This is a genomic window from Micrococcaceae bacterium Sec5.1 (assembly GCA_039636795.1).
Classification (GTDB): domain Bacteria; phylum Actinomycetota; class Actinomycetes; order Actinomycetales; family Micrococcaceae; genus Arthrobacter.
In genome coordinates this window covers 3,864,719-3,890,097 of record CP143430.1, presented here as the reverse complement: position 1 = coordinate 3,890,097, position 25,379 = coordinate 3,864,719, and the positions used below count along the sequence as shown (strand labels likewise).

The 25,379-nt window shown below is 62.8% G+C and carries 26 protein-coding genes and 1 riboswitch; of the genes, 14 read left to right on the top strand and 12 right to left on the bottom strand.

Annotated elements, in window-relative coordinates:
- The first annotated feature begins 108 nt into the window (after positions 1–108).
- From sigE to VUN82_17675, 3 genes are read left to right on the top strand one after another with little or no spacing between them, the layout of a single operon-like run.
- Complete coding sequence (gene sigE, locus VUN82_17685; GenBank protein XAS70907.1) at positions 109–732, top strand: RNA polymerase sigma factor SigE; 624 nt, start codon at positions 109–111, stop codon at positions 730–732.
- A 7-nt stretch (positions 733–739) separates the two neighbouring features.
- The gene (locus tag VUN82_17680; protein ID XAS70906.1) at positions 740–1,711 is read left to right on the top strand and encodes a hypothetical protein; all 972 of its coding nucleotides are present in this window, start codon (positions 740–742) and stop codon (positions 1,709–1,711) included.
- A 31-nt stretch (positions 1,712–1,742) separates the two neighbouring features.
- Positions 1,743–2,138 carry a Sec-independent protein translocase TatB gene (locus VUN82_17675; protein XAS70905.1) on the top strand — a complete coding sequence of 132 codons (396 nt, stop codon included), beginning with the start codon at positions 1,743–1,745 and terminating at the stop codon, positions 2,136–2,138.
- Between the two features lie 43 nt (positions 2,139–2,181).
- Here the strand turns inward: VUN82_17675 and VUN82_17670 are convergent, their stop codons facing one another.
- From VUN82_17670 to VUN82_17660, 3 genes are read right to left on the bottom strand one after another with little or no spacing between them, the layout of a single operon-like run.
- Positions 2,182–3,309: a P-loop NTPase gene (locus VUN82_17670; protein ID XAS70904.1), complete on the bottom strand. Its 1,128-nt coding sequence runs from the start codon at positions 3,307–3,309 to the stop codon at positions 2,182–2,184.
- 3 nt (positions 3,310–3,312) lie between these two features.
- Positions 3,313–4,050 carry a DUF1003 domain-containing protein gene (locus tag VUN82_17665; protein XAS70903.1) on the bottom strand — a complete coding sequence of 246 codons (738 nt, stop codon included), beginning with the start codon at positions 4,048–4,050 and terminating at the stop codon, positions 3,313–3,315.
- Positions 4,031–5,311, bottom strand: a complete 1,281-nt coding sequence (locus tag VUN82_17660; protein XAS70902.1) for a CBS domain-containing protein — start codon at positions 5,309–5,311, stop codon at positions 4,031–4,033. Before VUN82_17660 ends, VUN82_17665 begins: the two co-directional genes overlap by 20 nt.
- A gap of 76 nt (positions 5,312–5,387) precedes the next feature.
- On the opposite strand from VUN82_17660, the gene VUN82_17655 reads away from it, so the two are divergent.
- Entirely contained in the window at positions 5,388–6,203 is an 816-nt protein-coding gene (locus VUN82_17655) for a general stress protein (protein XAS70901.1), read from the top strand.
- 66 nt (positions 6,204–6,269) lie between these two features.
- Here the strand turns inward: VUN82_17655 and VUN82_17650 are convergent, their stop codons facing one another.
- A complete protein-coding gene (locus VUN82_17650) occupies positions 6,270–7,853 on the bottom strand; it encodes an aminopeptidase P family protein (protein XAS70900.1) in 1,584 nt (527 codons plus the stop codon).
- 80 nt (positions 7,854–7,933) lie between these two features.
- On the opposite strand from VUN82_17650, the gene VUN82_17645 reads away from it, so the two are divergent.
- A complete protein-coding gene (locus VUN82_17645; protein XAS70899.1) occupies positions 7,934–8,779 on the top strand; it encodes a PHP domain-containing protein in 846 nt (281 codons plus the stop codon).
- A gap of 34 nt (positions 8,780–8,813) precedes the next feature.
- On the opposite strand, the gene VUN82_17640 is transcribed toward VUN82_17645, so the two are convergent.
- The 3 genes from VUN82_17640 to VUN82_17630 form a co-directional block, all read right to left on the bottom strand.
- Positions 8,814–9,749 (bottom strand): DNA methyltransferase, encoded by a 936-nt coding sequence (locus VUN82_17640; protein ID XAS70898.1) that lies wholly within the window; start codon positions 9,747–9,749, stop codon positions 8,814–8,816.
- 8 nt (positions 9,750–9,757) lie between these two features.
- Positions 9,758–11,467, bottom strand: coding sequence for a DEAD/DEAH box helicase (locus VUN82_17635; GenBank protein ID XAS70897.1), 1,710 nt, complete (start codon positions 11,465–11,467; stop codon positions 9,758–9,760).
- A gap of 286 nt (positions 11,468–11,753) precedes the next feature.
- Positions 11,754–13,238: an RNB domain-containing ribonuclease gene (locus tag VUN82_17630; protein ID XAS70896.1), complete on the bottom strand. Its 1,485-nt coding sequence runs from the start codon at positions 13,236–13,238 to the stop codon at positions 11,754–11,756.
- Positions 13,239–13,279: 41 nt separating this feature from the next.
- Here VUN82_17630 and VUN82_17625 point away from each other — a divergent pair, with 41 nt between their 5' ends.
- Positions 13,280–13,948: a ferritin-like fold-containing protein gene (locus VUN82_17625; protein ID XAS70895.1), complete on the top strand. Its 669-nt coding sequence runs from the start codon at positions 13,280–13,282 to the stop codon at positions 13,946–13,948.
- Between the two features lie 44 nt (positions 13,949–13,992).
- Here VUN82_17625 and thiE read toward each other — a convergent pair whose 3' ends face one another.
- Positions 13,993–14,676: a thiamine phosphate synthase gene (gene thiE / locus VUN82_17620; GenBank protein ID XAS70894.1), complete on the bottom strand. Its 684-nt coding sequence runs from the start codon at positions 14,674–14,676 to the stop codon at positions 13,993–13,995.
- Between the two features lie 27 nt (positions 14,677–14,703).
- Positions 14,704–14,821, top strand: a riboswitch (TPP riboswitch).
- Between thiE and thiO the strand changes: the two genes are divergently transcribed.
- The 4 genes from thiO (at position 14,814) to VUN82_17600 (ending at position 17,463) form a co-directional block, all read left to right on the top strand.
- Positions 14,814–16,061, top strand: coding sequence for a glycine oxidase ThiO (thiO, locus tag VUN82_17615; GenBank protein XAS70893.1), 1,248 nt, complete (start codon positions 14,814–14,816; stop codon positions 16,059–16,061). Its footprint overlaps the riboswitch before it by 8 nt.
- Positions 16,058–16,294: a sulfur carrier protein ThiS gene (gene thiS / locus VUN82_17610; GenBank protein XAS70892.1), complete on the top strand. Its 237-nt coding sequence runs from the start codon at positions 16,058–16,060 to the stop codon at positions 16,292–16,294. The genes thiO and thiS overlap by 4 nt, the downstream gene beginning before the upstream one ends.
- Before the next feature lie 4 nt (positions 16,295–16,298).
- The gene (locus tag VUN82_17605) at positions 16,299–17,096 is read left to right on the top strand and encodes a thiazole synthase (GenBank protein ID XAS70891.1); all 798 of its coding nucleotides are present in this window, start codon (positions 16,299–16,301) and stop codon (positions 17,094–17,096) included.
- 31 nt (positions 17,097–17,127) lie between these two features.
- A complete protein-coding gene (locus VUN82_17600) occupies positions 17,128–17,463 on the top strand; it encodes a 4a-hydroxytetrahydrobiopterin dehydratase (GenBank protein ID XAS70890.1) in 336 nt (111 codons plus the stop codon).
- A 90-nt stretch (positions 17,464–17,553) separates the two neighbouring features.
- On the opposite strand, the gene VUN82_17595 is transcribed toward VUN82_17600, so the two are convergent.
- From VUN82_17595 to VUN82_17585, 3 genes are read right to left on the bottom strand one after another with little or no spacing between them, the layout of a single operon-like run.
- Entirely contained in the window at positions 17,554–17,856 is a 303-nt protein-coding gene (locus tag VUN82_17595) for a hypothetical protein (GenBank protein ID XAS70889.1), read from the bottom strand.
- Between the two features lie 35 nt (positions 17,857–17,891).
- Positions 17,892–18,116: a DUF3107 domain-containing protein gene (locus VUN82_17590; GenBank protein XAS70888.1), complete on the bottom strand. Its 225-nt coding sequence runs from the start codon at positions 18,114–18,116 to the stop codon at positions 17,892–17,894.
- A 50-nt stretch (positions 18,117–18,166) separates the two neighbouring features.
- Positions 18,167–18,901, bottom strand: a complete 735-nt coding sequence (locus VUN82_17585) for a TetR/AcrR family transcriptional regulator (protein ID XAS70887.1) — start codon at positions 18,899–18,901, stop codon at positions 18,167–18,169.
- 6 nt (positions 18,902–18,907) lie between these two features.
- Between VUN82_17585 and moeB the strand changes: the two genes are divergently transcribed.
- Positions 18,908–20,107 carry a molybdopterin-synthase adenylyltransferase MoeB gene (moeB, locus tag VUN82_17580; protein XAS70886.1) on the top strand — a complete coding sequence of 400 codons (1,200 nt, stop codon included), beginning with the start codon at positions 18,908–18,910 and terminating at the stop codon, positions 20,105–20,107.
- 39 nt (positions 20,108–20,146) lie between these two features.
- Positions 20,147–21,136, top strand: a complete 990-nt coding sequence (locus tag VUN82_17575; GenBank protein ID XAS70885.1) for an SDR family NAD(P)-dependent oxidoreductase — start codon at positions 20,147–20,149, stop codon at positions 21,134–21,136.
- Between the two features lie 89 nt (positions 21,137–21,225).
- On the opposite strand, the gene VUN82_17570 is transcribed toward VUN82_17575, so the two are convergent.
- Positions 21,226–22,545, bottom strand: coding sequence for a glutamyl-tRNA reductase (locus VUN82_17570; protein XAS70884.1), 1,320 nt, complete (start codon positions 22,543–22,545; stop codon positions 21,226–21,228).
- Between the two features lie 159 nt (positions 22,546–22,704).
- Here VUN82_17570 and hemE point away from each other — a divergent pair, with 159 nt between their 5' ends.
- Positions 22,705–23,832 (top strand): uroporphyrinogen decarboxylase, encoded by a 1,128-nt coding sequence (gene hemE / locus VUN82_17565; GenBank protein XAS70883.1) that lies wholly within the window; start codon positions 22,705–22,707, stop codon positions 23,830–23,832.
- A 59-nt stretch (positions 23,833–23,891) separates the two neighbouring features.
- The gene (gene hemG, locus VUN82_17560; protein XAS74729.1) at positions 23,892–25,364 is read left to right on the top strand and encodes a protoporphyrinogen oxidase; all 1,473 of its coding nucleotides are present in this window, start codon (positions 23,892–23,894) and stop codon (positions 25,362–25,364) included.
- Positions 25,365–25,379: the final 15 nt, after the last annotated feature.

Here is a 25,379-nt window from a genome sequence, read left to right as displayed (position 1 = left end):
CTTAGTCAGGAAATTCCCAGAAAAACTTGGGATGATATTGATCCGGTCATCCACGTGGTGGGCGGCACCGGACAAGTACGGTGAACCACAGTTTGAGGGGAGTGGACGATGCCGGCATCGCATGCTGCGCCAGTCCAGACATCGGAGAGCCTTGAGGCCGTTACAGACTGGGTCATGCCCAGCTGGGAGGATGTGGTCGCCAACCACTCCGCCAAGGTATACCGCCTTGCCTACCGCCTGACCGGAAACAAGTTCGACGCCGAGGACCTCACCCAAGAGGTCTTCGTCAGGGTTTTCCGTTCACTGGAAAACTTCAAGCCAGGAACCCTGGATGGGTGGCTGCACCGTATTACCACCAACCTTTTCCTGGACCAGGCGCGTCGCAAGAGCAGAATCCGCTTTGACGCCCTTGCCGAGGACGCCGAGTCACGCCTGCCGGGCCGTGAGCCAGGCCCTGAGCAGAGCTTCGAGCACAACAATCTGGACCTTGACGTTCAGCGTGCGTTGGAAGAATTGCCACCGGATTTCCGGGCTGCCGTTGTTCTGTGCGATCTTGAAGGATTGTCTTACGACGAAGTGGCGGAGGCGCTGGGCGTGAAGCTGGGCACCGTCAGGTCCCGTATCCACCGCGGCCGCACGATGCTGCGGGAGAAGCTCGCCCACCGTGACCCACGCCCGGCCGACGCCCGCAAGCCGCGCCTGAAGATGCCTCGCATCGCCAGCATTCTTTAGGTAGTCGATGCCTCGACGCCACATTCGTCCGGGTGCCCTGTCACGTCGCAAACTGGCTGCACGTTACAAACTCGCTGCCCTTCGCCACACCCGGAACCCTGAGCACCTACGGCATTGCCCCGAGTGCCGTGCTGCCCTGAACCGGGAGCGGCAATATCTTGAACGGCTTCGCGGAGCAGCGGTGCCCGAAGCCAGTCAGGACCTTACGACGCGTTTGCTCCAGCACACCCAACGACTCGCGAATGAGCAGGCCCCGCCGGTCGCAAATTCCCGGACCAGGAGTGGTGCTACCGAGGGCGGTGCGTGGCGCGGCCTTCGGATTGCCGGCCTGGCCGCCGGTACTCTTACGGTAAGTGCAGGTGCACTGGCGGTTGCCGCTTATGTGGTGGCAGGTGATACCGCGCCACAAGCAAGCATCCGTGCAGGCAACGATGCCTCGTCCCTTTCCAGTGCACTCACCGGCGGCCCGGCAGAACTGATGACGAGGCCGGAGTTCGTGGCAACGCCGGACTTCCGAGCCGGCACACCGGTGAACTTGAACTCTGAGCAGTTGGATGCCCTGCGGGACCAGGGATGGGCGTGTCCTGAACTTGGTGGTCTGGGCTTCCACATGGTCTCAGCCAAGGCCACCATGTACAACGGCCACCCGGCAGTAGAACTGCGGCTGGAAAGCAAGGGCCATTACGCCACTGTTGTGGAAGAGCACCTGCAGACTTCAGACATGGCCCTCACTGGACGCTCGCCATCGACCCAGCTCTCTGTCACCCAGGGGACCCCGTGGGAGGCCGTATACAGGACCTCGACGGCCGTCCTCAGCTATGTATCGGACTTGCCGGCAGATGTAGCCGACGACGCCGTTCCCGAGTTGGTTCGTGCAGGGGACTCCATGATCAGCACGAAAGCTCCGCAAGCCTCCGAGACGTGGTCCGAACGGATGATCCGCGGCCTTCGGACACTGCTCCGTCCCGCTGGTTTATGACCGGCACCACAGACAAGGTAATCTTCGTAGCGTGTTTGGAATCAACGGCCCGGAGTTCATACTCCTTCTGATTATCGGCGTACTCGTCATCGGTCCCAGCCGTTTGCCCGAATACACTCAAAAGCTCGCCAACCTGGTGAAGGAAGTCCGCCGGATGGCCTCGGGGGCGCGTGAGCAGATCAAGGAAGAAGTCGGCATCGACATCGATGAGGTCGACTGGAAGAAGTACGATCCCCGCCAGTACGATCCGCGGCGCATCATCAAGGATGCGTTGCTTGACGATGATTCCAAGCCCGTCAACGCCGGCGCGCCGGCTGCTGCAACAGCTGCGGCGGCAGTGGTGGATACGACGCCCAAGGCTCCGGCCCGCATTATTGAGCGGCTCGCCGAGGGCGAGGCTGCGCCTTTCGATACCGAAGCTACTTAGCCTGCCAAAGCCCTTTCGAAGGCTCTCCCGAAATCCAGGACGGTCAGCGCGGCTGGATTCCCAGTGGCATCCCGGATAATCCCCGTGGACGAGTGGCCAACATCCCGGCAATGCCTGCCAACGCTTTCGCAGCAGCAGTCTCGCTCGCGGCAAGGACTACAGGTTTTCCGGCATCTCCGCCCTCACGCAACCGGATATCCAAGGGAATCTGGCCGAGAAGAGGTACGTCGTTGCCCACAGCAGCACTCAACCGCTCAGCCAGGACGGCACCGCCGCCACTTCCAAACAATTCCATGCGACCGCCGTCGGGCATTTCCAGGAAGGACATGTTCTCGATGACGCCGGCAACCTTTTGGCCTGTTTGGGTTGCGATGGTTCCGGCGCGTTCGGCGACATCCGCAGCGGCAGCCTGCGGGGTGGTTACCACGAGGATTTCAGCGTCCGGGAGGAGCTGGGCCACGGAAATTGCGATGTCCCCTGTTCCGGGAGGCAGGTCCAGGAAAAGGGCATCGAGGTCACCGAAGTAGACGTCCGTGAGGAACTGCTCCAAGGCCCGGTGCAGCATGGGACCACGCCACGCCACCGGCTGGTTTCCGTCAACGAACATCCCAATTGATATGACCTTCACCCCGTACGCCACAGGAGGCAGGATCATGTCGTCCACCTGCGTCGGTTTTTGTGTGATGCCCATGAGCCCCGGGACGGAGAAGCCGTGTACGTCGGCGTCCACAATGCCCACCCGCAGGCCCTGGGCGGCCAAGGCACAGGCAAGGTTGACGGTGACCGAAGACTTGCCCACGCCGCCTTTTCCACTCGCAACCGCGTATACCTTCGTCAAGGACCCGGGCTTGGCGAAAGGGATGCCCCGCTGACCACCTGGACCGCGCAGTTGTTCCTTCAGGGCCTCGCGCTGGGCGGGAGTCATGACCTTCAGCTCCACGTCAACACCGGTGACGCCTGCGATGCCTGATAACGCAGTGGTGGCATCCGCCGTAATGGTGTCGCGGAGTGGGCAGCCGGCGATCGTGAGCAGCACTGCTACGTGGACGGTGCCGTCGTCGTTGGCCGCCACCGACTCCACCATGCCAAGTTCGGTGATTGGACGCCGCAACTCAGGGTCAATGACGGTTGCCAGAGCAGCGTTAAGTGCCTCGGCGGATGGGGTGCTCATGGGTTACGCTCGGCTTTCGGGATTTTCGGGAGGGGCCGGCTTCGCGCTGGAGTGCTGGGGCCCCGGACGCTGCGGGCGTACTTTGGGGATCTGCTGCGTACGGGGTCCACGCGACTTGTCCCGTTTCTCCTTGAGCTTCTCCTTGACCTTGTCGGCCGGAGACTCGCTGCCCTCTGCGGCGGCTTCGTTCTCCCGCAGTTCCTCCTGGGCATCGATGATGTCCTCCAACAGGCTGCGGAGTTCGGCGCGGACGTAGTCGCGTGTGGCTACTTCGCGAAGTGCGATTCGCAGGGAAGCCAATTCACGGGTCAGATATTCAGTGTCTGAGAGGTTCCGCTCGGCGCGCTGGCGGTCCTGCTGCAGCGAGACGCGGTCGCGGTCGTCCTGGCGGTTTTGGGCCAACAACAGGAGCGGCGCGGCGTATGAGGCCTGGAGCGACAACATGAGCGTCAGGAGCGTGAAGCCCAGCTCGACGCGGTCGAACTGCCACTCCGTGGGCGCAAACGTATTCCAGGCCAGCCAGAAGAGACAGAAGATCGTCATGTAGACGAGGAACTGCGGCGTGCCCATGAACCGGGCGAAACCCTCGGTGGCATTGCCGAATGCGTCCGGGTTGGGCGAGAACTTGGGCAGTATGCGCTGACGCCCGCTTAGCGGCGTGTCAAGGCTGCCGGGATTGTTTGTGCGTCCAGTGGACCTGGGGGATCGGGTGACGTTGATATCAGCCAATGCGGCCTCCAAGTTTCCTTATAGGGGCGTCGTCCTCGTGAGCGCGCCAGTCATCGGGCAACAGGTGATCCAACACGTCATCAACAGTCACCGCCCCCACAAGGCGGCCGTCGTCGTCGACGACGGGGAGCGAGTTGAGGTTGTACGTGGCCAGGGTCCGGGCTACTTCGCTGATGTGCGCCTGGTCCGACAACGGCTCAAGGTTCTTATCAACCAGATTGCCCAGAGGTTCAGGCGGAGGGAAGCGCAGGAGTTGTTGTATGTGTACAACACCCAGGAACCGGCCGGTGGGCGTTTCCAGCGGAGGCCGTGTGATGAAGATGGAGGACGCCAGGGCCGGGGAGAGTTCCTCGCGGCGAACGTGCGCAAGCGCTTCGGCGACCGTGGCTTCAGGAGGCAGGATGACGGGCACGGGTGTCATGAGGCCACCTGCGGTGTCTTCGTCGTACTCCAAAAGACGCCGGACGTCTTCGGCTTCCTGGGGCTCCATGAGTTGAAGCAGTTCTTCCGCTTGGGCGGAGGGGAGTTCGGCGAGGAGGTCGGCTGCGTCGTCGGGATCCATTTCCTCCAGGACGTCGGCAGCCCGTTCGACGTCCAGCGCAGACAGGATCTCCACCTGGTCATCCTCGGGAAGCTCCTGGAGGACGTCAGCCAACCGCTCGTCCTGAAGTTCGCTTGCCACTTCGAAACGGCGCTTGTCGCTCATCTCCTGCAGGGCTTCGGCGAAGTCGGCGGGTTTGAGGTCCTCATGCGTAGCAACGAACTGCGTAGCCGCCTGAGGCTCGTTATGCCCGCCTGTCTGCGCGTCCGCCCAGTCAATGATCAGGGTTTCGTTGCGGCGGAGCCTGCTCAGGGGCGACAAGGAATGCCCGCGACGGACGAAGAGCTTGCTGACGAACCAATCCTTGGACCGATGCTGATCCATCGCGATGTCCTCGATCGTTGCATCGCTGCCATCGGCAAGGGTGACGCGGCGATCAAACATTTCCGCTACCACGAGTGTTTCAGCGCCGCGTTGTTCGAAACGACGCAGGTTCACCAGGCCCGTGCAGATGATCTGGGTCTGGTCGATGGAGGTGATGCGGGTCATCGGTACGAAGACCCGCTTCTTGCCCGGCACTTCCACCACGATGCCAACAACGTGCGGGGCGCCGCGGGTCCCCCGGGAGAGCACGACGACGTCGCGCAACCGGCCTAAACGATCGCCCAGGGGGTCGAAAACGTCCAAGCCGAGCAGACGCGCGACAAAGACGCGTGAGGGATGTGTGCTCATGTTTACAGGCTACCGAGTCTGCTCTCTTTTAGCTGAATTCCAGCCGCTTCACATCTACATGCGACACAATGGGGCTATGTCTAACATTTTTGGTGCTCCCAAAGCCGTTGAGGAATCCCGCAGCGTACCTCAAGGTGACACTGTTGGCTCGTACACCTCATATTTGGATGCCCAAAAGGCGGTGGACTACCTCGCGGACCAGCAGTTCCCCGTCCAATTGGTGTCGATCGTGGGCAACGACCTCAAGATGGTGGAGCGGGTAACCGGTCGGCTGAGCTACCCACGCGTTGCCCTGTCCGGTGCTTTGAGCGGCATGTGGTTCGGCCTCTTCGTCGGCGTCATGCTCTCCTTCTTCACGCCCGGTGGCGGCACGTTCTCCATCATCACCTCCGTGCTCATGGGTGCAGCTTTCTTTATGCTGTTCGGCATCGCCACCTACGCGACTCAGCGCGGCAAGCGCGACTTCACGTCCACAAGCCAGGTGGTCGCCACCAACTACGATGTCATTGTTGCCATCGAGGCAGCCCACGAAGCCCGTCGGTTGCTCCACCAACTGCCCATGAATTCCGCCCAGGCTGCCACCGGACAAGCACAAAATTACAGTCCGCCAAACGCGCCCTTCCAGCAGCCCGGCCAGGCACCTGACCGTCCTGCCACTTGGAACGATCCCTATGGCCAGCGCGGACCGGAGGCCACCGAATCCGATGCTTCCGGCGCGCAGGCTCCTGCTGCGCAGGCAGCGCAGCCTGTACAGAACCCGACGCCGTCACCGGTGCGCTATCCGGACCTGCCCGATGGCCGCCCCCAGTACGGCGTCCGGGTCACGGAGGGCCAGAATGCCCCGCGGCACGAGGAACAGCAGCCGGGGAACGAGGACTCCCACAAACAATAACTCTCACAAGCAACACAAAGGGAAGGCCACCGGATATCCATCCGGTGGCCTTCCCTTTGTAGGAGGCTAGCCCGCAGCTTCCTGATAGATGCCGGCCATCCAGGACTCGACGTCGTCGGCCTTGCGTGGCAATGCCGCGCTCAGGTTCACGGGGCCATCTGCCGTCATGAGGATGTCGTCCTCGATGCGGACACCGATGCCACGGTATTCGGCAGGAATGGCCAGGTCTTCGTTCTTGAAGTACAGGCCGGGCTCGATCGTGAAGATCATGCCCTCCGTGAGGATTCCATCAAGGTAAAGTTCGCGCTTGGCCTGGGCGCAGTCGTGTACGTCCAGGCCGAGGTGGTGGCTGGTGCCGTGTGGCATCCAGCGGCGGTGCTGCTGGCCTTCGGGGCTGATGGCTTCCTCAACAGAGACAGGGAGGAGACCCCATTCGGCGAGGCGCTCAGCGAGGACCGTGGTGGCTGCCGTGTGGATGTCCCGGAATTTTACGCCCGGCCGTGCGGCTGCGAATCCCGCATCAGCGGCATCCAGGACAGCTTCGTAGACCTTGCGCTGCACCTCGGTGAAGGTGCCGTTTGCCGGCAGGGTCCTCGTGACATCGGCTGTGTACAGCGAATCGGCCTCCACTCCTGCGTCAAGCAGCAGGAGTTCACCAGCGTTGACGGCGCCCGAGTTGCGGGTCCAGTGCAACACTGTGGCGTTGTTGCCTGAGGCCGCGATGGTGTCGTAGCCGAGTTCGTTGCCTTCCTCGCGAGCACGGGCGAAGAAAGCGCCTTCAATCACGCGTTCGCCGCGCGTGTGCGTCAAAGCACGCGGGAGGGCCCGCACGACGTCGGCGAAGCCTTCAACCGTGGCTGCAACGGCGATCTTCATCTGCTCGATCTCCCACTCGTCCTTGATCAGGCGGAGTTCGGAGAGTGCTTCACTAAGCTTTTCGTCCAAAGCATCGAGCTCGCCCAGGTCAAGGTTCTCAGGATCCTTGGCCGTGTTGTATCGGGCAGTGTCCACCAAAGCATCGATGTTCTCATCTACCTTGCGGACCAGGCGGATGGAAATGCCGCCGATTTCCGGGGCGCCCACGTTCTTGGTGATGGCCAGTTCAAGTTCGGAAATGTGCGCGGTGGGCAGACCCAGACGGGCTTTGAATTCTGCCAGTGTGGGCCGTGCGCCGATCCAGAATTCACCGGCCCGGGAGTCGGCGTAGAACTGTTCTGTGTCGCGGCCAGCCAGGGGACGGAAGTACAGCGTCGCGGTGTGGTGACCGCCGTCGTCGCCCTTTCCTTCACCTGCCGGTTCCAGGATCAAAACGGCATCCGGCTCGTGGTCCAGGCCCAACCCGGTGAGGTGGGCGAATCCGGAGTGCGGGCGGAAGCGGTAGTCGCAGTCATTCGAGCGGACCTTGAGCGGACCGGCCGGGATAACGAGCCGTTCGCCCTTGAACAGTTCGGAAATTGCACGACGGCGGCGGGCAGCGTGGTCTGCGACGGCGTCACGAGCGGGGGTTACCTGCGGTGCGGGCGCCCAGTTGCTGGCCATGAATGCCTTGAAGGCATCGGATGTGGGCCGCTGGGAACGGTTGTTGACGCGTTCTTGCAGGGGCTGGGAATCTGTGGATTCCGCGTACGGGGTGTTTTCGGCATCATTCACCGTTACATCGTCCCACCAGTTTCGTGAGGAGGCCAACGGCGCAACACCCCAAGGCGGTCCGCATCCCATAGGCTGGGAAAGTGAGGATAGACCTGCATACGCACTCGAATGTTTCCGATGGAACCGAGACCCCCGCCGGGGTGATCATTTCGGCCGCAGCTGCAGGCCTGGATGTCATTGCGTTGACGGACCACGACTCCAGTGATGGGTGGGAGTTGGCTGCTGCCGCTGCCAAGGAGCACGGAGTCACTTTCGTTCCCGGCATGGAGATCTCGTGCCGGACGGAGCAGGGGATCAGCGTCCACCTGTTGAGCTACCTGCATGATCCCTCCCACCCCGGGCTTCTTGAAGAGATCACCAAGTCAAAGGACGCCCGGCTCACGCGCGCTGAGCGCATGGTCACCCTGTTGTCCGAGGATTACCCTTTGACATGGGATGACGTCATTCACCATGTGGCTCCTGGCGCTACAGTGGGCCGCCCGCATATCGCGGATGCCTTGGTTGCTGCCGGTGTGGTCGCGGACCGCTCGGAAGCCTTCACATCGATCCTGACATCGCATTCGCGATACTTCGTGCAGCACTACGCGCCCGATCCCGCTATCGCCGTCGAGCTTGTCCGTGCCGCCGGAGGCGTGCCGGTCTTCGCGCACCCGGTGGCTTCGGCGAGGGGACGAATTGTGGGGGAGCGGACGTACCGGGAGATGATCGACGCCGGACTGCTTGGCCTGGAAATTGAACACCGCGACAACCCGGAAGAAGGACGCGGGTTCCTTCGCAACATGGCGTCGGAGCATGGGCTGCTCATCACGGGATCATCCGACTATCACGGAGCGGGCAAACCGAATCGGCTGGGAGAGAACCTGACATCTCCCGACGTCCTGGCAAGGATCGAGGAACTCGCAACCGGCAGCACGGTTGTTCGCTGATGGATGTGCCGCTGGTCAGGATCGCCGCGGCTAATCAGGCATTCGTGAAGGGCACTGCCTGATCCAGGGCGCCTTCCGGCTGGTCCACCGCGCCTTCCGGCAAAGGCCCCCTGCTGTGGAAGACGGCCTTGGTGCCAAGGCGTTTCCGCATGACGTCGATGGCTTGCTCGTTCTGGTCCACGCAGACGAAGTTGCGGCCCAGCTTGGCGGCAACAGCGCCGAGGGTTCCTGATCCAGCAAAAAAGTCCAGGCACCAATCGCCCTCGCGGCTTGAGGCAGAGACGATCCTGCGCACCAGGCCTTCGGGTTTCTGGGTCGGGTAGCCGGTCTTTTCCCTGCCGGTGGGCGAAACGATGGTGTGCCACCAGACGTCCGTGGGAAGTTTTCCCCGCTCGCGTTTGGCAGGCGTGACCAGACCGGGGGCCATGTAGGGTTCGCGGTCCACTTCAGCGTTGTCGAAGTGATACTTCGCAGGGTTCTTTACATACACCAGGATGTTGTCGTGCTTGGTGGGCCAGCGGTTCTTGGCCCGGGCGCCGTAGTCGTAGGCCCAGATGATCTCGTTGAGGAAGCACTCCCGGCCAAAGATGGCGTCCAGCATCACCTTGGCGTAGTGCACCTCGCGGTAGTCCAGGTGCAGGTACAGCGTGCCGTCGTCGGCAAGGAGCCGCCAGGCCTCTACGAGCTTGGGTTCCAGGAAGGACCAGTAGTCGCTGAAGGCGTCATCGTAGCTGTGAAGGGCACCCTTGATGGTGTCGTAGGAGCGACCTTTGAACCCGACGCGGTCGCCGTCGCCGTCCGCGTTGCGGACCATGCGTGTTTCCTGGCGGCGTTGGACCCGGCCTGTGTTGAAGGGCGGGTCCACGTAAATGAGTGTGAAGGCGCCGTCCGGCAGCGTCGGGAGGAATTCCGCGTTGTCCGCGTGCACCACCAGATTGCCGCCGTCCGGCGCCCAAACAGTATCAGTCATTGAGGACTTTAGGCCTCGGAGTTGCCGGGCTGGGCGCCAGCGGTCTCGCCGGAAACCACTTCGCCGTTACGACGGCGCGTGCGGGTACGGCGCGTGCGGGCTGGCTTCTCGGCATTTTCGCCGGTCGCGGTGCGGGTTTCGGAGGAACCGGCAGCAGGGGCCGCATCGGCGTCGGATGTACGACGGCGGCGTGTACGGTTGCGTCCGCCCTCACCGTTGGATTCTGAGTTGGCTTCGCTGGACTTGGCTGCGTTTCCACGGCCACGGCCGCCGTCCCTGCCACGGCCGCCATCGCGTCCACCGTCACGGGATGAACCGCCGGAACGGGAGTTCTTCTTGCCTGTTTCGCCCAGGTCCTCGAGGACCTCGGCATCGACACCGGCAAGCGTACGCTTATTGCGCGGGAGGCGGCCCTTGGTGCCCTCGGGAATGTCGAGGTCACTGTAGAGGTGGGGGGAGGAGGAGTAGGTTTCAACCGGCTCCGGAACGCTGAGCCCCAGTGCTTTGTTGATCAGGCCCCAGCGGGGCATGTCGTCCCAGTCGACGAAGGTGACGGCGGTTCCCTTGTTGCCGGCTCGGCCGGTACGGCCCACGCGGTGCAGGTAGATCTTTTCGTCTTCCACGCACTGGTAGTTGATAACGTGCGTAACGTCGTCCACGTCGATGCCACGGGCGGCAACGTCCGTGGCAACCAGGACGTCCACCTTGTTGTTGCGGAAAGCACGGAGAGCCTGCTCGCGGGCGCCTTGGCCAAGGTCACCATGGATCGCAGCAGCGGCAAATCCGCGGTCGACCAGTTCCTCGGCGACCTTGGCAGCTGTGCGTTTCGTCTTGGTGAAGATAATGGTGCGGCCGCGTCCGCGGGCCTGGAGGATGCGGGCCACTACCTCGGTCTTGTCCATGCTGTGGGCACGGTAGATGAGCTGGCGGATGTCGCGCTTGGTGAGGCCTTCGTCGTTCGGATCGGCAGCGCGGATGTGGGTGGGCTGCGTCATGTAGCGGCGGGCCATCGCGATGACCGGGCCAGGCATGGTGGCAGAGAAGAGCAAGGTCTGGCGCACGGCCGGCGTACCTGCGATCAGTGTTTCCACGTCCGGCAGGAAGCCGAGGTCCAGCATTTCGTCGGCCTCGTCCAGGATCACCATTTTGACGTTTTTCAGGCTGAGGTGCTTCTGCTTGTAGAGGTCAATCAAACGGCCTGGCGTGCCGACAACTACCTCGACACCCTTCTGCAGGGCGTCAACCTGTGGCTCGTAAGCGCGGCCACCATAGATCGTGGCGATGCGGGCGTTGCGTTTACGGGATGCCGTCTGAAGATCATTAGCCACCTGTACCGCAAGCTCACGTGTAGGAACGATGACCAGGGCCTGCGGTGCGCCGGGGACGGCGAGCTTGGCGTAGCCGGGGTCATCCCGGCCTTCCACGCGCTGCAATGCCGGAATGCCGAAACCGAGGGTCTTGCCTGTACCGGTCTTGGCCTGGCCGATGATGTCGTGGCCGCTGAGGGCTACGGGCAGCGTCATGGCCTGAATGGGGAAGGGGTGGGTAATGCCGGCGTCGGCGAGGGATTCGACGATGTCGGCGCGGACGTTGTAGTCAGCGAACGATTTCTCTTCGATCTCGTGGGGCGTCTCATCAGAGATGATCGTTTCCTCGGGCTCGATGGATTCGGTGCCGGTGGCGTCCGTCAGGACTTCATGGGTGTGCAATTCACTCACAGGGAGTTTCCTTATTCATTTGGGCATTGGCGCTGCATGCTCAACGGGTGGCGGAGCCGTACCGGAGCACGAACGGGCGCGCAAGCTAATCCAGTGGAAGCCGATCGCGGGCTATCTAAGTACTGGCACTGGTGACCAGCGGGCACATCTCAAGATCGCGTAGGGGCGGGCTTGTTGAGTTCAAAAATTAACTGAATCAACGACCGGGCATCCATTACTACAGGGTCAGTCTATCCTCTGGGAGCCCTAAAGCCCGGATCGGCGGTAGTTCGCGTGCTGCGGGGCTTCAGGGGAGCAGGGTAAAACGGATCTCGCGGCTGGCGATATCGGCCTTCAGGAGTTGCACCCGGACCTTGGTGCCTGACTCCAGTTCGCCGTCGCACCGGGCTGTCACGGCGGGTTCAGCGATCTGGATGATGCCGAAGGGCCCATTGCCGTTTCCGTTTCCCCTTCCATTGCCATTGGTGGTCCCATTGGACGGCTTGGAACCGGAGATGACCACTGCATCGAACTCCTCGCCGATGTGGTTCGCGACGAGTGCAGCTTCCACGGTGTCCATGGCCAGACGCTCAAGCCGCCCGGCCAGTTGGTCGGATGACGCCATGATCTCGGGCAGGGATGGAAGTGCTTCCCGCGCCCACGCCGGGATCTGGTGGCCGTTGCTGAGGGCCTCGCAGATCACCAGGACAAAGCGGTCGATGAGTCGGCGCAAAGGGGCAGTGGTGTGAGCATAGGGTGCGCCGATGGCTGACTGGATGACGTTTGGGGGAAGCTCACCATCGAAAGGCGTGTACCCTGCGCCGCGGAACAGCGTGCCTGCCGAGTGCAGGATGGCAAGCTGTTTGGGATCCGAAGCGTCAAGTGTCCGAAGGTACTCACCGTAGGTAACCTCGCCGTCCCACGGTTTCCCCAGTGCCTTGGTCTGGCGCTTGAAATGGAGCAGCGACCGTTCATCCGGCGCCGGCATGGTGCGCAGGATGCCCACTTTTCCGTCGAGCATCAGTTGGGCCGCTGCCATCCCGGTCATGAGGGATATCTGCGCGTTCCAGTCCTCCACCGGCAGGGAGGGCGCGGCCACAATCCTGTAGCCCCCGCCGCCGGTCGCCTGGACGATTTCCTGCTCGGGCATGTTCAGGTTGGCGCCACCGCGCAGCCGTTCCAGTTCCACCCGCTTCAGGCCAACCTCCTTGAGGAGCTTCAGGACCGTTGGGGCTGTGCCGGCATCGATCTGTTCCTGGGCACCCTTGTAACTGAGCTTGGCGCGGCTACGGACAGTGCCACGGGCCACCGACGTAGCGGACACCTCCGCATTGTGGTCGAGTTCGAAGTCCCACACGAAGGCGCTGCAGTCCTGACCAGCCAACAGGCTTCCGGCGTTCTCGCTGATCACTTCCGGGTGCAGGGGGATCCTCCCGTCAGGAGCGTAGAACGTTTGTCCCCGTTGCCGCGTCTCTGCATCGAGCGCCCCGCCGGGAGCAACAAAGGATGGCACGTCGGCGATTGCGTAGAGGACTTTGTAGCCGTTGCCGGCCCGTTCAATGAATACGGCCTGGTCCAGATCGGTGGACGTGGCTGGATCGATGGTCACGAACGGAATGTCCCTGAGGTCACGCTCTGGCAGTGTGTGTTTTTCTACTGCTTTCCTGGCTTCCGCCACGGCTTCGGCCGGATACTCGCCTGGGAGCTCCAGTTCGGTCCGAAGGGCTGCAAATGCCTCTGCGAGCTGGTCCGACGAGTCGTCGACGTTGGGCGAAATCCGATGATGTGACACGAAAATCAGGTTAGCCCGAAATCGCTGGATAGTCTTGGACCATGAGCACTTCCTTGGACGATAATGCTCGCGTCCAGCGCCTCTCTTCGGAGCTGCTGGGAGCCATGGCGTACGGCGAGCTCTCGGCGTTTGGCCGGCTGTCTTTCGACTCCCGGTACGCTCCCACCCTGCACGACAGGGCAGTGTTGGCAAAGATCGCCGTCGGGGCTTACGGAAACTTTGCCTTGATCAGCAGCCGGCTCTCGGAGATGGGACTCGATGCCGAAGGGGCCATGCTTCCGTTCCAGCGCTCGTTTGACCACTTCCATGAGCGAACAAAGCCGGCGGACTGGTTTGAATCAGTCATGAAGGCCTATGTGATCGACACCGTGTCATCGGACTTTTACCGCCTGGTCGCTTCGTACCTTGACGGCGGGACGCAACTCTTTGTCCAGAAGGTTGCCTCCGCCGACCAAGCCACGGAAGTATTACGCGTCCTCGTGCGCAGGGCCCTGGCTGATGATCCTCGCCTGGCATCGCGACTGGCTTTGTGGGGCCGCCGCCTCGTCGGTGAAGCGCTGACCCAGGCCCAACGCGTGGGCATGGAACATCCTCACTTGGGACCGCTGCTCAAGGGCGGCGGGGATGCCCGCACTGCAGTCAAGGTCCTTACCGCTGAACTTGCCGAGCGGCATGGTCGACGGATGTCCGGGCTCGGGCTCACGGCTTAAGAGACTTCGCATATCCTCGGCTGCCGCCAGGGCGCCGGCGGTGATTATCCGGCGTCGAGCGCTTCCAGCAGAGTCTTTGCCGCCGCCGTCGGATCCTCCGCCTCAGTAATGGCCCGCACCACGACGATCCGGCTCGCTCCCGCAGCCACCACCTGTTCAATGTTGGTGAGGTCGATGCCGCCAATCGCGAACCAGGGGAGGAGGACGCCACCTACGGTCTCCGCATCCGCGCGCTTTACGGCTTCTGCGGCATATGTGACCAGATCCAGCCCGACTGCTTCACGGCCGGGCTTTGTGGGCGTTGCCCACACCGGACCAACACAGAAATAATCCAGTCCGCTCCTGCCAGGGGAGGCAGCTATCGCGGCGTCAACCTGTTCCGGCGTATGGGTGGAAAGGCCGATCACGGTGCGGTCGTGGAGGAGGTGCCGTGCGGCGGGCAGGGGGATGTCCTTTTGCCCGATATGGAACACCGGAGCCCCGGAAATACTGGCAACATCGGCGCGGTCATTGACGGCCCACAGCCGTCCGTGCCGTTGGGCGACGTTGTGCAGAACCTCCAGTACCTCAAGCTCCTCAGCGGCCTCGAGCGTCTTGTCGCGAAGCTGGATGATGTCAACGCCGCCCTCAAACGCGGCGTCGACGAAGTCTTCGAAATCGCCTTGGCGTTTGCGGGCATCAGTGCACAAGTAAAGGCGGGCAGTGGTGTGGACATCATGCTGGGTCATGGAAACCAGAGTAGTTCCTCTAAACTGGGCACGTACTGCGGGAGCCGTGACAGCGTCATATGACCGTCCGGCTGAGAGGGCTTCAGCGCCGACCGCTTGACCTGATCCGGCTAGTACCGGCGTAGGGAAGGAAACACATGGCAGAATCCGGCCAAACCCCCTTGCAGGCAGACGTTGCAGTGGTTGGTGGCGGCATCATCGGCCTTGGCATCGCCCATGAAGCGCGCCGCCAGGGCCGCTCGGTGGTCCTCATTGATCCCACCCCCGCGGCCGGTGCGACGTTTGCTGCCGCCGGGATGCTGGCTCCGGTCAGCGAACTCCACTACCAGGAGGAAGACCTCCTGGAACTCATGCTGGAATCCTCCCAACTTTGGCCTGCTTTCATCCGGGGCGTCCATGGCGGCGAATCAGCCACCGGATACCGTACGACGCCGACAATCGCCGTTGGTGCCGATGCCGCCGACCGCCGCGCCCTCGCAGACCTCCGCACAGTCCAGCAGGCCGCGGGGCTGCACGTGGAGCCATTGTCATTGCGGGAGGCGCGCCAACGTGAGCCTTTGCTGAGTCCACAGATTTCCTGTGCCTTCGACATACCGGCCGACCACCAAGTGGACCCGCGGCGGCTTGCACGATGCCTCATGGAAGGGTTGGCAGCCCACGGACCAGGTGACGCAACGTGGGTTTCCGGAGCGGAGGACGGTTTCGCCCTGCCGTTCCAAGCATCCCGTTTGCTCTGGGATGGGGACCGCGTCTCCGGGGTTGAACTGGCTTCTGGCGCAGTCGCGGCCTCGGAAACTGTGATCGCCTGCGGGCTGGACGCGGCAAGGATCGGTAATCTCCCCGAAGGTCTCAGTCTTCCTCTGCGGCCCGTTTACGGTGACATCCTCAGGCTGCGCGTCCCCCACCACCTCCAGCCCCTCCTCACATCCACCATCCGGGGTATTGTCCGCGGGGTGCCCGTTTACATCGTGCCCCGGGACGATGGCACCGTGGTGATTGGAGCCACCCAGCGCGAGGACGGACTATCCGCGTCCACCAATGCAGTCTCCGCCGGAGGCGTCTACCAACTCCTGCGGGACGCCCAAATCCTGGTGCCTGCGGTGGCGGAGCTGGAACTCCTGGAAGCGACAGCTCGCGCACGGCCCGGCACTCCGGACAACGCACCATTACTGGGACGGGTTACCGGGCGCGCGGGCACCATCGACGGTCTCCTAATCGCAACCGGGTTCTTCCGCCATGGCGTCCTGTTGACGCCTGTGGCCGCCAGAATCGTCGGCGGGCTGATCAGCGGGTCAGTCGATCCCCGATGGTCCAACTTCACCCCTGATCGATTTACGGCAACGCCGGATCACCGCCTCCAACCAGCAACCAAGGACACACCATGAACATCAAACTCAATGGCTCCGTTCATGCCGTGGCGGATGACGCATCCGTCAGCACGCTCGTCAGCGCCATCACAGGCCGCATCCTGGACCACCGCGGACAGGCGGCCGACGGCGGCAAGCTGGGTGTCGCCGTCGCGCGCAATTCCGAGGTAGTGCCGCGCAGCCAGTGGGCCGCGACTGCGCTCGCCGATGGAGACGAACTCGAACTCGTAACCGCAGTCCAGGGAGGCTGAAAAAATGACAGTAGCAAAATCTGACATCCGCACAGATGCTTTGGTGATCGACGGCGTCGAATTCGGCTCCCGCCTGATCATGGGTACCGGTGGTGCACCGAGTCTGGACGGGTTGGGAGCAGCCCTTCTGGCTTCAGGAACGGAACTGACCACTGTGGCAATGCGCAGGTACTCACCGGCCGAGACAGGCTCACTGTTTCAACTCCTGCTGGATCACAACATTCGGGTCCTGCCCAACACCGCTGGCTGTTTTACTGCCAAAGACGCAGTGATGACCGCGGAGCTCGCCCGGGAGGCGCTGGAGACGGACTGGGTGAAGCTGGAAGTCATCGCCGATGAGCACACACTTCTTCCGGATGCGGTGGAACTCGTGGAGGCCACCGAACAGCTGGTGAACCGCGGCTTCAAGGTCTTCGCGTACACCAATGATGACCCTGTCCTGGCGCTGCGCCTGGAAAACCTGGGTGCCGCAGCAGTCATGCCCCTCGGCTCGCCTATTGGTACAGGGCTGGGCATCCTGAACCCGCACAACATCGAACTGATAGTGTCCCGGGCGTCCGTCCCGGTAGTGCTCGACGCCGGCATTGGAACCGCCTCCGATGCCGCGCTTGCCATGGAACTGGGATGCGATGCTGTCCTGCTGGCAACGGCCGTGACCCGTGCACAGAACCCCGTGCAGATGGGTGAAGCCTTCAAACACGCGGTGATCGCCGGTAGGCTGGCAAAGCAGGCTGGCCGAATCCCGCGCAGGGAGCACGCCCTCGCGTCATCGGCCATGGAAGGCCGGGCAGAGTTCCTCTAAATGCAGAGTTCCTCTCAATGAAGGAGCAGTGGTGGCTGACAGGAAAGAGCCATTGACCCAGATCGCCGTGGAGACCGCCCTCAAGGACCTTCCGGACTGGAAGCTCCAGGACGGCCTCGTGACGGTATTCAAAACCTCGACGGCGGCCGACGCCCTGGCGCTTATCGCCGCCATTGGCCGGATCGCCGAGGAACAGAACCACCACCCTGATCTTGACTGGCGTTACAACAGGGTGTTCTTGCGCTACGTTTCCCATGACGCAGGCGGCCAGGTGACCCAACGCGACATCGCGGCAGCCGCTGCCGTGAGCGAGGCCGCGGCCGCGTCCGGTGCCTTGGCGCAGCCGGATCGCTACCCGGGAGTTTGAGCGGGCTGGAAGGTTAAGCGACGGTGGCCATCACCCACGGGTGATGGCCAGCGTCGTTTAAGCCCAGCGTCGTTTAACTGCGTGCAACGCCTAGAGCCTCAAAGCTTTGGTCAGGGCAGCGGTGTCATGCTTGGTGCGCTGGCGACCCAGAAAGACCACAACGGCAATCGAGATGGCCGTCCCCAGCACGATCGGAAGGATCCAGGGAATCCAGATCAGCCCGGGCTGGTAACCAAAGCCGGCCATGATGAAAGCTATCCAGCTCAACACGCCGACGGTTGCCGAAACGCCCGCCGGTAATGCAATACCGTACTTGCCGTGTCGCTTGTCATTTGCCCACACGATGAACCCTGTAGCGATGGTGGCAAGAACCACCACAACGAGTGAAAGCATGCAGACTCCTTAGGGGCAGCTGTACCTGGGAACCGCTAGAGTGCGCCGAAACCGACGCGGCGGACTTCCTCAGCACCAATTTCAACGTATCCCAACACGCTGCCGGGAACGATGATCTGGCGGCCTTTCTCATCCGTGAGCCGCAGATCCGAACCCTTGGAGATGGCCTCTCCGACAATCTTGGCTACAGCATCAGCATCGAGTGCGGATTCGAGCACGATTTCACGGCCAACATTCTGAATGCCGATCTTTACTTCCACAGCAAGGCCTCCAAGCCAATCAAGTTTTAAGTCAGTCCTCTATTTGTAGCCTAGGACTCTTTGGGGAATCGACTGATTCCGCGCCAAGCTAAACGATAGATCAGATCGCTGGCTACATCGAGGTCGAGGTTTCCATCGGTTTCGAGCCAGTAGCGGGCGCTGACCTGCGCCATTCCTGCAAGTCCCCGGCCCAGGAGCTGCGCCTCCAGAGGGGGCAACTTGGTGTCCTCGGCGATGACGTGGGCCACTGCGTCCGCGAACGTTTTGTTGAAGGTCTCCAAGCGCGAGCTGACATCGGGGTCATTAATGAGGTCAGACTCGAAAACCAGCCGGTGTGCTTGGTCGTCGTCGGCAATGAACCTGTAGTAGGCCCGCATGACTGCCTTCACACGCTCTTTGTTGTCCGTGGTTGAGTTCAGCGCATTGAGCATCAAATCGGTAAGGGCAGCCAGGTGGCTGTCCAGCAGCGCCATGTACAGCTCGCGCTTGGAAGGGAAGTGTTGATACAGGACCGGCTTGCTCACATGCGCTGTCTCGGCGATTTCGTCCATGGCGGCACCATGGAAGCCGTTGGACACGAAAACTTCCAAGGCGGCGTTAAGCAACTGTGCGCGGCGCTCGTCCCGGGGCAACCTTGCTGAACGCGTCGAACCAGTCCGTTCTTGCTTTGCTGGTGCTCCATCGTTTGCCCGTGTGCCGTCAGCCACAGTCTGCCGCCTTTCCTTTGCAGTTATGACCACTGTACCGGTGGGTAATATGACCGGGCGGCATCGGCAGGCATACATTGGGGTATGGCCTCAATTCTTGCTGCCCACCCCGCGCCCGCTGTCCTGCCGCCCCTCGTTGAACCGGCCGACGCACTAACGCCGGCCGAGGTGGAACGGTACTCCCGGCATCTCATCATTCCGGAAATCGGCGCTCTGGGCCAACGCAGGCTTAAGAATGCGAAAGTTCTTGTCATCGGTGCCGGCGGGCTGGGATCTCCAGCGTTGCTGTATCTCGCCGCGGCGGGTGTAGGAACCCTGGGAATAGTTGACGACGACGACGTAGACCTCAGCAACCTGCAGCGGCAGGTCATCCACGGGGTCAAGGACGTGGGCACCCCCAAAATCGAATCTGCGCGGAAGGCCATTGAGGAGCTTAACCCTCTGGTGGATGTTGTCCTGCACAACGTCCGCCTTGACTCCTCAAACGCCTTGGAACTGTTCGCCGATTACGATCTCATCCTGGACGGCGCTGACAACTTTGCCACCCGTTACCTGGTAAACGACGCCGCCGCGATTTTGGGCAAGCCGTACGTTTGGGGCTCCATCTTCCGCTTCGATGGCCAGGTCAGCGTCTTCTGGGCCGAGCACGGCCCCAGCTACCGGGATCTCTACCCGGAAGCCCCGCCTGCTGGCTCAGTGCCTTCATGCGGTGAGGGTGGAGTCTTCGGTATGTTGTGTGCCGCCGTTGGATCCCTCATGGTGACGGAGGCAGTGAAGCTGATTACCGGCGTCGGGCGTTCCTTGCTTGGCCGTGTGGCGCTGTTCGATGCCCTTGGCGGCAGCTGGCGCGAAATCAAGGTGTCCAAGGACCCTGAAGCGGAGCCCATCACCGAACTCATGGATTATGAAGCATTCTGTGGGGTGACTCCGGCTGCTGCCACTGACCTGGAGCACACCGTCACCGCGAAGGACCTTGCCCGGATGTTGACAGAGCGGGAAGCTGGTGAACGCGACTTTGAATTGGTGGACGTGCGCGAGTCCGGCGAGCACAGCATCGTGAACATCGACGGCTCGGTCCTCATCCCGCAGGGCAGGATTCTTTCAGGCGAGGCCTGGGTCGAGTTGCCGCAGGACAGAGACATCGTGTTCCACTGCAAGGCAGGGACGCGCTCTGCTGCGGTCCTGGAGGCCGCGCAGAAGGCAGGCTACACCCGCGTCAGCCATCTCGACGGCGGCATCCTCGCCTGGGTCCGCGACGTCGAGCCCGAAAAGCCCGTCTACTAGTCGTTGCCCGTTCCCAGACTTCTCTGGGAAGCTCAGGCAATGAGCGAACATTGGACAGAGACAGAGCAGCATCCCATCGGCTCCGGATTTGGGCACGGATCCACTGCCACGGAGGTCATTGACGGGATCAACCTGCAGGGCAAGACGGCAATCGTAACGGGAGGCTATTCCGGGTTGGGATTGGAGACCGTGCGGGCCCTGGTCTCGGCCGGGGCTGACGTAACGGTACCTGCCAGGCGGCTTGAGCACGCCCGCTCCGTCCTCGCGGACGCAGGCCTCTCCGCGGCCGTCCACGTGGAGCACATGGACCTCGCCGATCAGGACAGCGTCAAGGATTTTGCCGCCCGCTACCTGGCCGGCCACGAAAAGCTGGACGTCCTGATCAACAACGCTGCCATCATGGCCAGTCCTGAACAACGTGTCGGGCCAGGCTGGGAAGCCCAGTTCGCCACCAACCATTTGGGGCACTACACATTGGTCAACACCTTGTGGCCGGCGTTGGAGGCATCAGGGAATGCGCGCGTTGTCTCATTGTCATCGACCGGGCACAAGATCTCACGGGTCCGGTTCGAGGACTTCAATTTCAGCACCGGTTATGACAAGTGGCAGGCCTACGGGCAGGCAAAGACAGCCAACGCCCTCTTTGCGGTGGAACTCGACCGCCTGGGCCGTGAATCCGGTGTACGGTCGTTCGCCGTCCATCCAGGCGGGATCATGACCGAGTTGCAGCGGCACCTCCCCAAGGAGGAAATGGTGGCCGCAGGCTGGATGGACGCCGAGGGCAAGGTGCGCGAAGGTTTCAAGACGCCGGAGCAAGGGGCAGCTACGTCAGTTTGGGCGGCGACGTCCCCGGCTTTGGCCGGCATGGGCGGTGTCTACTGCGAGGACTGTGACATTGCCAATCCGACCGACAAGGCGTCTCCGCTGGCGCGCTACCAGGGAGTCGACGCCCACGCGGTGGACAAGGCCGACGCAAGGAAGCTGTGGGCGTTGTCGGCAGAGCTGACGGGGATCAACGCGTTCGGCTAATCGGATCTCGTTAGCCGGATCTCGTTTTCCGGATGCGCTAAGAAAACATTGCTGGAGTCCCCGGCCGCTTCGGGCTGGGGGCTGGGACGTCAGGCGCTTTCGGAGCGGAGTTGCTCGTGGTCCACGGGGCATTCTGCAGCAGCGGGAGCCTGGGGCTGCTCCACTTGGATGCCGTACAGGGCTTCCAACGCGGCTACATAGTCGTCTTGTTGTCCGTTGGCTGCCAGCTCGCGGGCGCGCACGGTCGGAATGTGCAGGAGCTGCTTGACCATCCGGCGGAGCGCAAACTCCACCTCTTCGGCAGCGGCGGTGCAACCGTGGCGGGCGCGGACCTTTTCCATTTCCGCGTCCAGTACGTTCATGGTGTGGCGGCGCAAGGCCACGATCGCGGAGTCGACTGAGCGGGATTCGCGTTCCGCTTCGAACGCCGTTGCCGCGCCATTGACGATCTCGCTGGCGTGGGACAGCGATTCTGCCTGTTCCTGGGGTGCAGCGAGACGTACGGACTCAAGCGTGAGGAGTTCGACGCCGTCGAGCTCGCCAACCGCGGGGTCGAAGTCATGGGTGAGCGCGAGATCGATCGCGATGAGTGGTTTACCGGAATTCGCCCTGACGCGGGCCAGATCCTCAGCTTCAACACGTGTGTCCGAACCGCTGCATCCGATCATGACGTCGGCTCCGGCAACCGCCGCCGGAAGGCTGTCGGCGTCGAGCGCTGTGCCACCGCGGGTAGCGACGAAACCCTCGGCGCGGCCGGAGGCAGAGTAGACGGAAATATCGGTGCATCCGCGTTCGCGGAGCAGGGACATGGTGGCACCGGCATAGGCGCCCGTTCCGAAGACGACTACCTTCTTGGCAGACCAGTCGTCACTGTCAGAGAGGTCGGTTGCCAGATCCAAGGCTACGGAGACGATGGAAAGGCCGCGGGAGCCGAGGGCCGTCTGGGCGCCAACATCTTTTGCGGTCTTGGATGCGGCCTGGAAGAGGCGGACGAGTCCGGAACTCGCAGTGCCTTCCTGCTGCGCCGTGATCAGGGCACGGCGTACCTGGCCAGCGATTTCGCGTTCGCCCACCACTGCGGAGTCCAACCCGGCGCTTACAGCGAAGAGGTGTCGGGTGACGTCAGGCCCTGTGTGTGTGCTGAAGGAGCGGGACACGAGTTGTTCGTTGAGGCCGCTCAATTCGCTGATCTGGGAGACAAGGGCCGATCGGGCGGCTTCGAGGCCTGCTCCATTGGCTGTTTCGCCGTAGATCTCATAGCGATTGCAGGTTGCCAGGACCACGGCGCCGGAGACCAACGGGGATCCGGAGAGGGCCGAGGAGGCAAGCTCAGAGGAACCGTTGCTCAGCTGAGCAACGGTTTCGAGGTCGATGTCGGCGTGTGTAGCCACCAATGAGAAAAGAACCACAGCACCCCAATCATAGCTTTTTCGCAGGCCGGTAGAACAATGCGGCGCAGTGGGAATTCACACGCGGTTCCGTGATCCCCGCCACCCCACCGGTTCCAGGGGTGGGACGTGACAGCCTGTCGTTATCTTTTGGCCGGGATTTTCGGCACAATCAAAGGCATGACTTCTAGCGCGGCAGCATCCAATAGTACGGCCACCAACGCCCCTGCAGGCGAACCTGCCGGCAAACTTGGCGCGGATCACCCGTTGATGGACGGCCGTACGTCGGACTCCCCGCTCATCACCGCCTACCGGGGCGGCAAGCCGTCACGCAGGCCGGTATGGTTCATGCGCCAGGCCGGCAGGTCCCTGCCGGAATACCTGAAGGTCCGCGAGGGCGTCGCCATGCTCGACTCCTGCCTGCGTCCCGAACTGGCCGCGGAGATTACTTTGCAGCCGGTTCGCCGCCATGATGTGGATGCCGCCATCTTCTTCTCCGACATCGTTATCCCGCTGAAGCTCGCAGGCGTTGGCGTGGACATCGTCCCCGGCGTGGGTCCGGTCCTGGACAAGCCAGTACGGACGGCCGCCGATGTGGCTGCCCTTCCCAGGCTGACGTGGGAGGCACTTGAGCCCATCCGCGAAGCCGTTCGCCTGACGGTGGCGGAATTGGGCAAGACTCCCCTCATCGGGTTCGCCGGCGCGCCCTTCACGCTCGCCGCCTACATGGTGGAGGGGAAACCTTCGCGGGACCACCTCGGCCCCCGGACCATGATGCACGCGGACCCCGAAACCTGGGCAGCCCTCGCCAACTGGGCAGCGGATGCTTCCGGAATGTTCCTTCAGGCACAGCTTGAGGCCGGGGCGTCAGCCGGGCAGCTCTTTGACTCCTGGGCTGGGTCCTTGGGCCTGGCAGATTACGCCAAGCATGTGGCTCCTGCGTCAGCGCGGGCGCTGGATCACGTGCGCGGGCTGGGTGCGCCGCTGGTGCACTTCGGTACCGGCACGTCCGAGCTCCTTGTCGCTATGCGCGACGTGGGTGTGGACGTTGTGGGGGTGGACTACAGGCTGTCACTTGATGAGGCCAACCGCCGTCTGGGTGGCACGGTTCCGCTCCAGGGCAACATCGACCCCGCCCTCCTCCCGGCCCCGTGGGAGGTCCTGGAGGCGCATGTCCGCGAAGTGATCGCGGCGGGCTCGCAGGCTCCAGGCCATGTCCTGAACCTGGGCCATGGCGTGCCCCCGGAGACGGACCCGGCCGTCCTGACGCGGGTTGTGGAGCTCATCCACTCGATCCCGGCAGAGTAGGACGCATGCGCGGGGAACACATCCACGGCAAAGCGAAGGAAGCAGCCACTAAACCATCAATGCCTGCGCCTACCGCTGTAGTGGTCGGTGGCGGCATTTCCGGCCTTCTTGCTGCGAGGGAACTGGCCATGGCGGGAACCTCGGTGACCATCCTTGAGGCGAGCGAAGCCTGGGGTGGTTGCGTGGGAAGTCACGTGGTAGCCGGCCTGTCATTGGACAGCGGGGCCGAATCCTTTGCCACGCGGTCTTCAGCTGTCGCCGATCTGGCGCGCGAGCTCGGACTGGAGGGCAAGATCGTTTCCCCGCACCCGGGCGGCGCCTGGGTGCAGCTGCCGGATGGACCGCAAGAGCTGCCCAAGACTGGAATTCTTGGTATCCCCGCCAATCCTTGGGACCCCGAGGTCAGGCGTTCCCTGGGCCTCGCCGGCGCCCTGCGTGCATCCCTGGATCGCTGGCTGCCCACATCTTTTGGCGCATCATCGGAGGTCTCCAGCGTGTCCTCACTGGTGCGCGCCCGTATGGGAAAGAGAGTCCTGGAGCGGCTGGTTGCTCCGGTGGTGGGTGGTGTTCACTCCGCCGATCCCGGCTTATTGGACGTCGATATGGTGGCTCCGGGCCTCCGCGTCGGCCTGAAGAAGCATGGGTCCCTGGCTGCGGCTGTCGCTGCCCAGCGCAAAGCAGCCCCCGGGTCCGGTTCCGGATCCGCGAAAGCAGCCCCCGGGTCCGGTTCCGGATCCGCGAAAGCAGGTTCCGCCGTCGCGGGTTTGAAGGGTGGCATGAACACACTGGTCACCGCGCTGGTTAATGACCTGCGTCGCCGGGGCGTGGACATGGTGAGTGGAAAGAGGGCTGATGTCGTTTCGAAAACGGGCAATAGTTGGCGGGTCACCGCCGGTGAAACCACGTACGACGCCGGCCGGCTGGTAGTAGCGCTGGATGGTCCGGCTGCCGTGGGGCTCCTGGAAGGGGCCATGCCGGAACTGTCCGGCCTACGCCCTGCTCCGGGCCCCTTGGTGAGCTTGGTGACGATGGTTGTTGACCTCCCCGAGCTGGACGGGCGGCCCCGTGGGACGGGGATCCTCGTGGCCCCTCAGACGCCGGGAATCCGGGCGAAGGCCCTGACACATGCCACTGCCAAATGGGACTGGCTGGCAGAAGAAGCCGGGCCGGGCACGCACGTCCTGCGCCTTTCCTACGGCCGCCGTGAGGATGCCGATGGGGGAGCGCCGGATGTTGTCATGGACGATGAACAGTTGCTGTCCGCAGCGCTTGATGATGCTTCCGCATTGTTGACGGTGCCCGTTACGCGCGCGGACATTGTGGATTGGGATGTGGTGCGCTGGGCAGGCGCCTTGCCGTTTGCCGCCGTCGGTCATAAACAGCGCGTAGAGCAGGTCCGGAAGGTGTGCGCCGCAGCCGATGGCCTGACGGTGGTTGGTGGCTGGTTGGCAGGTAATGGCCTTGCCGCAGTAGTGTCGGATACCCGCTCGCAGCTTGCCCAAGGCATCGGCGATATTCGCCCAACTTCGTGATTTGTGTCACTTCTA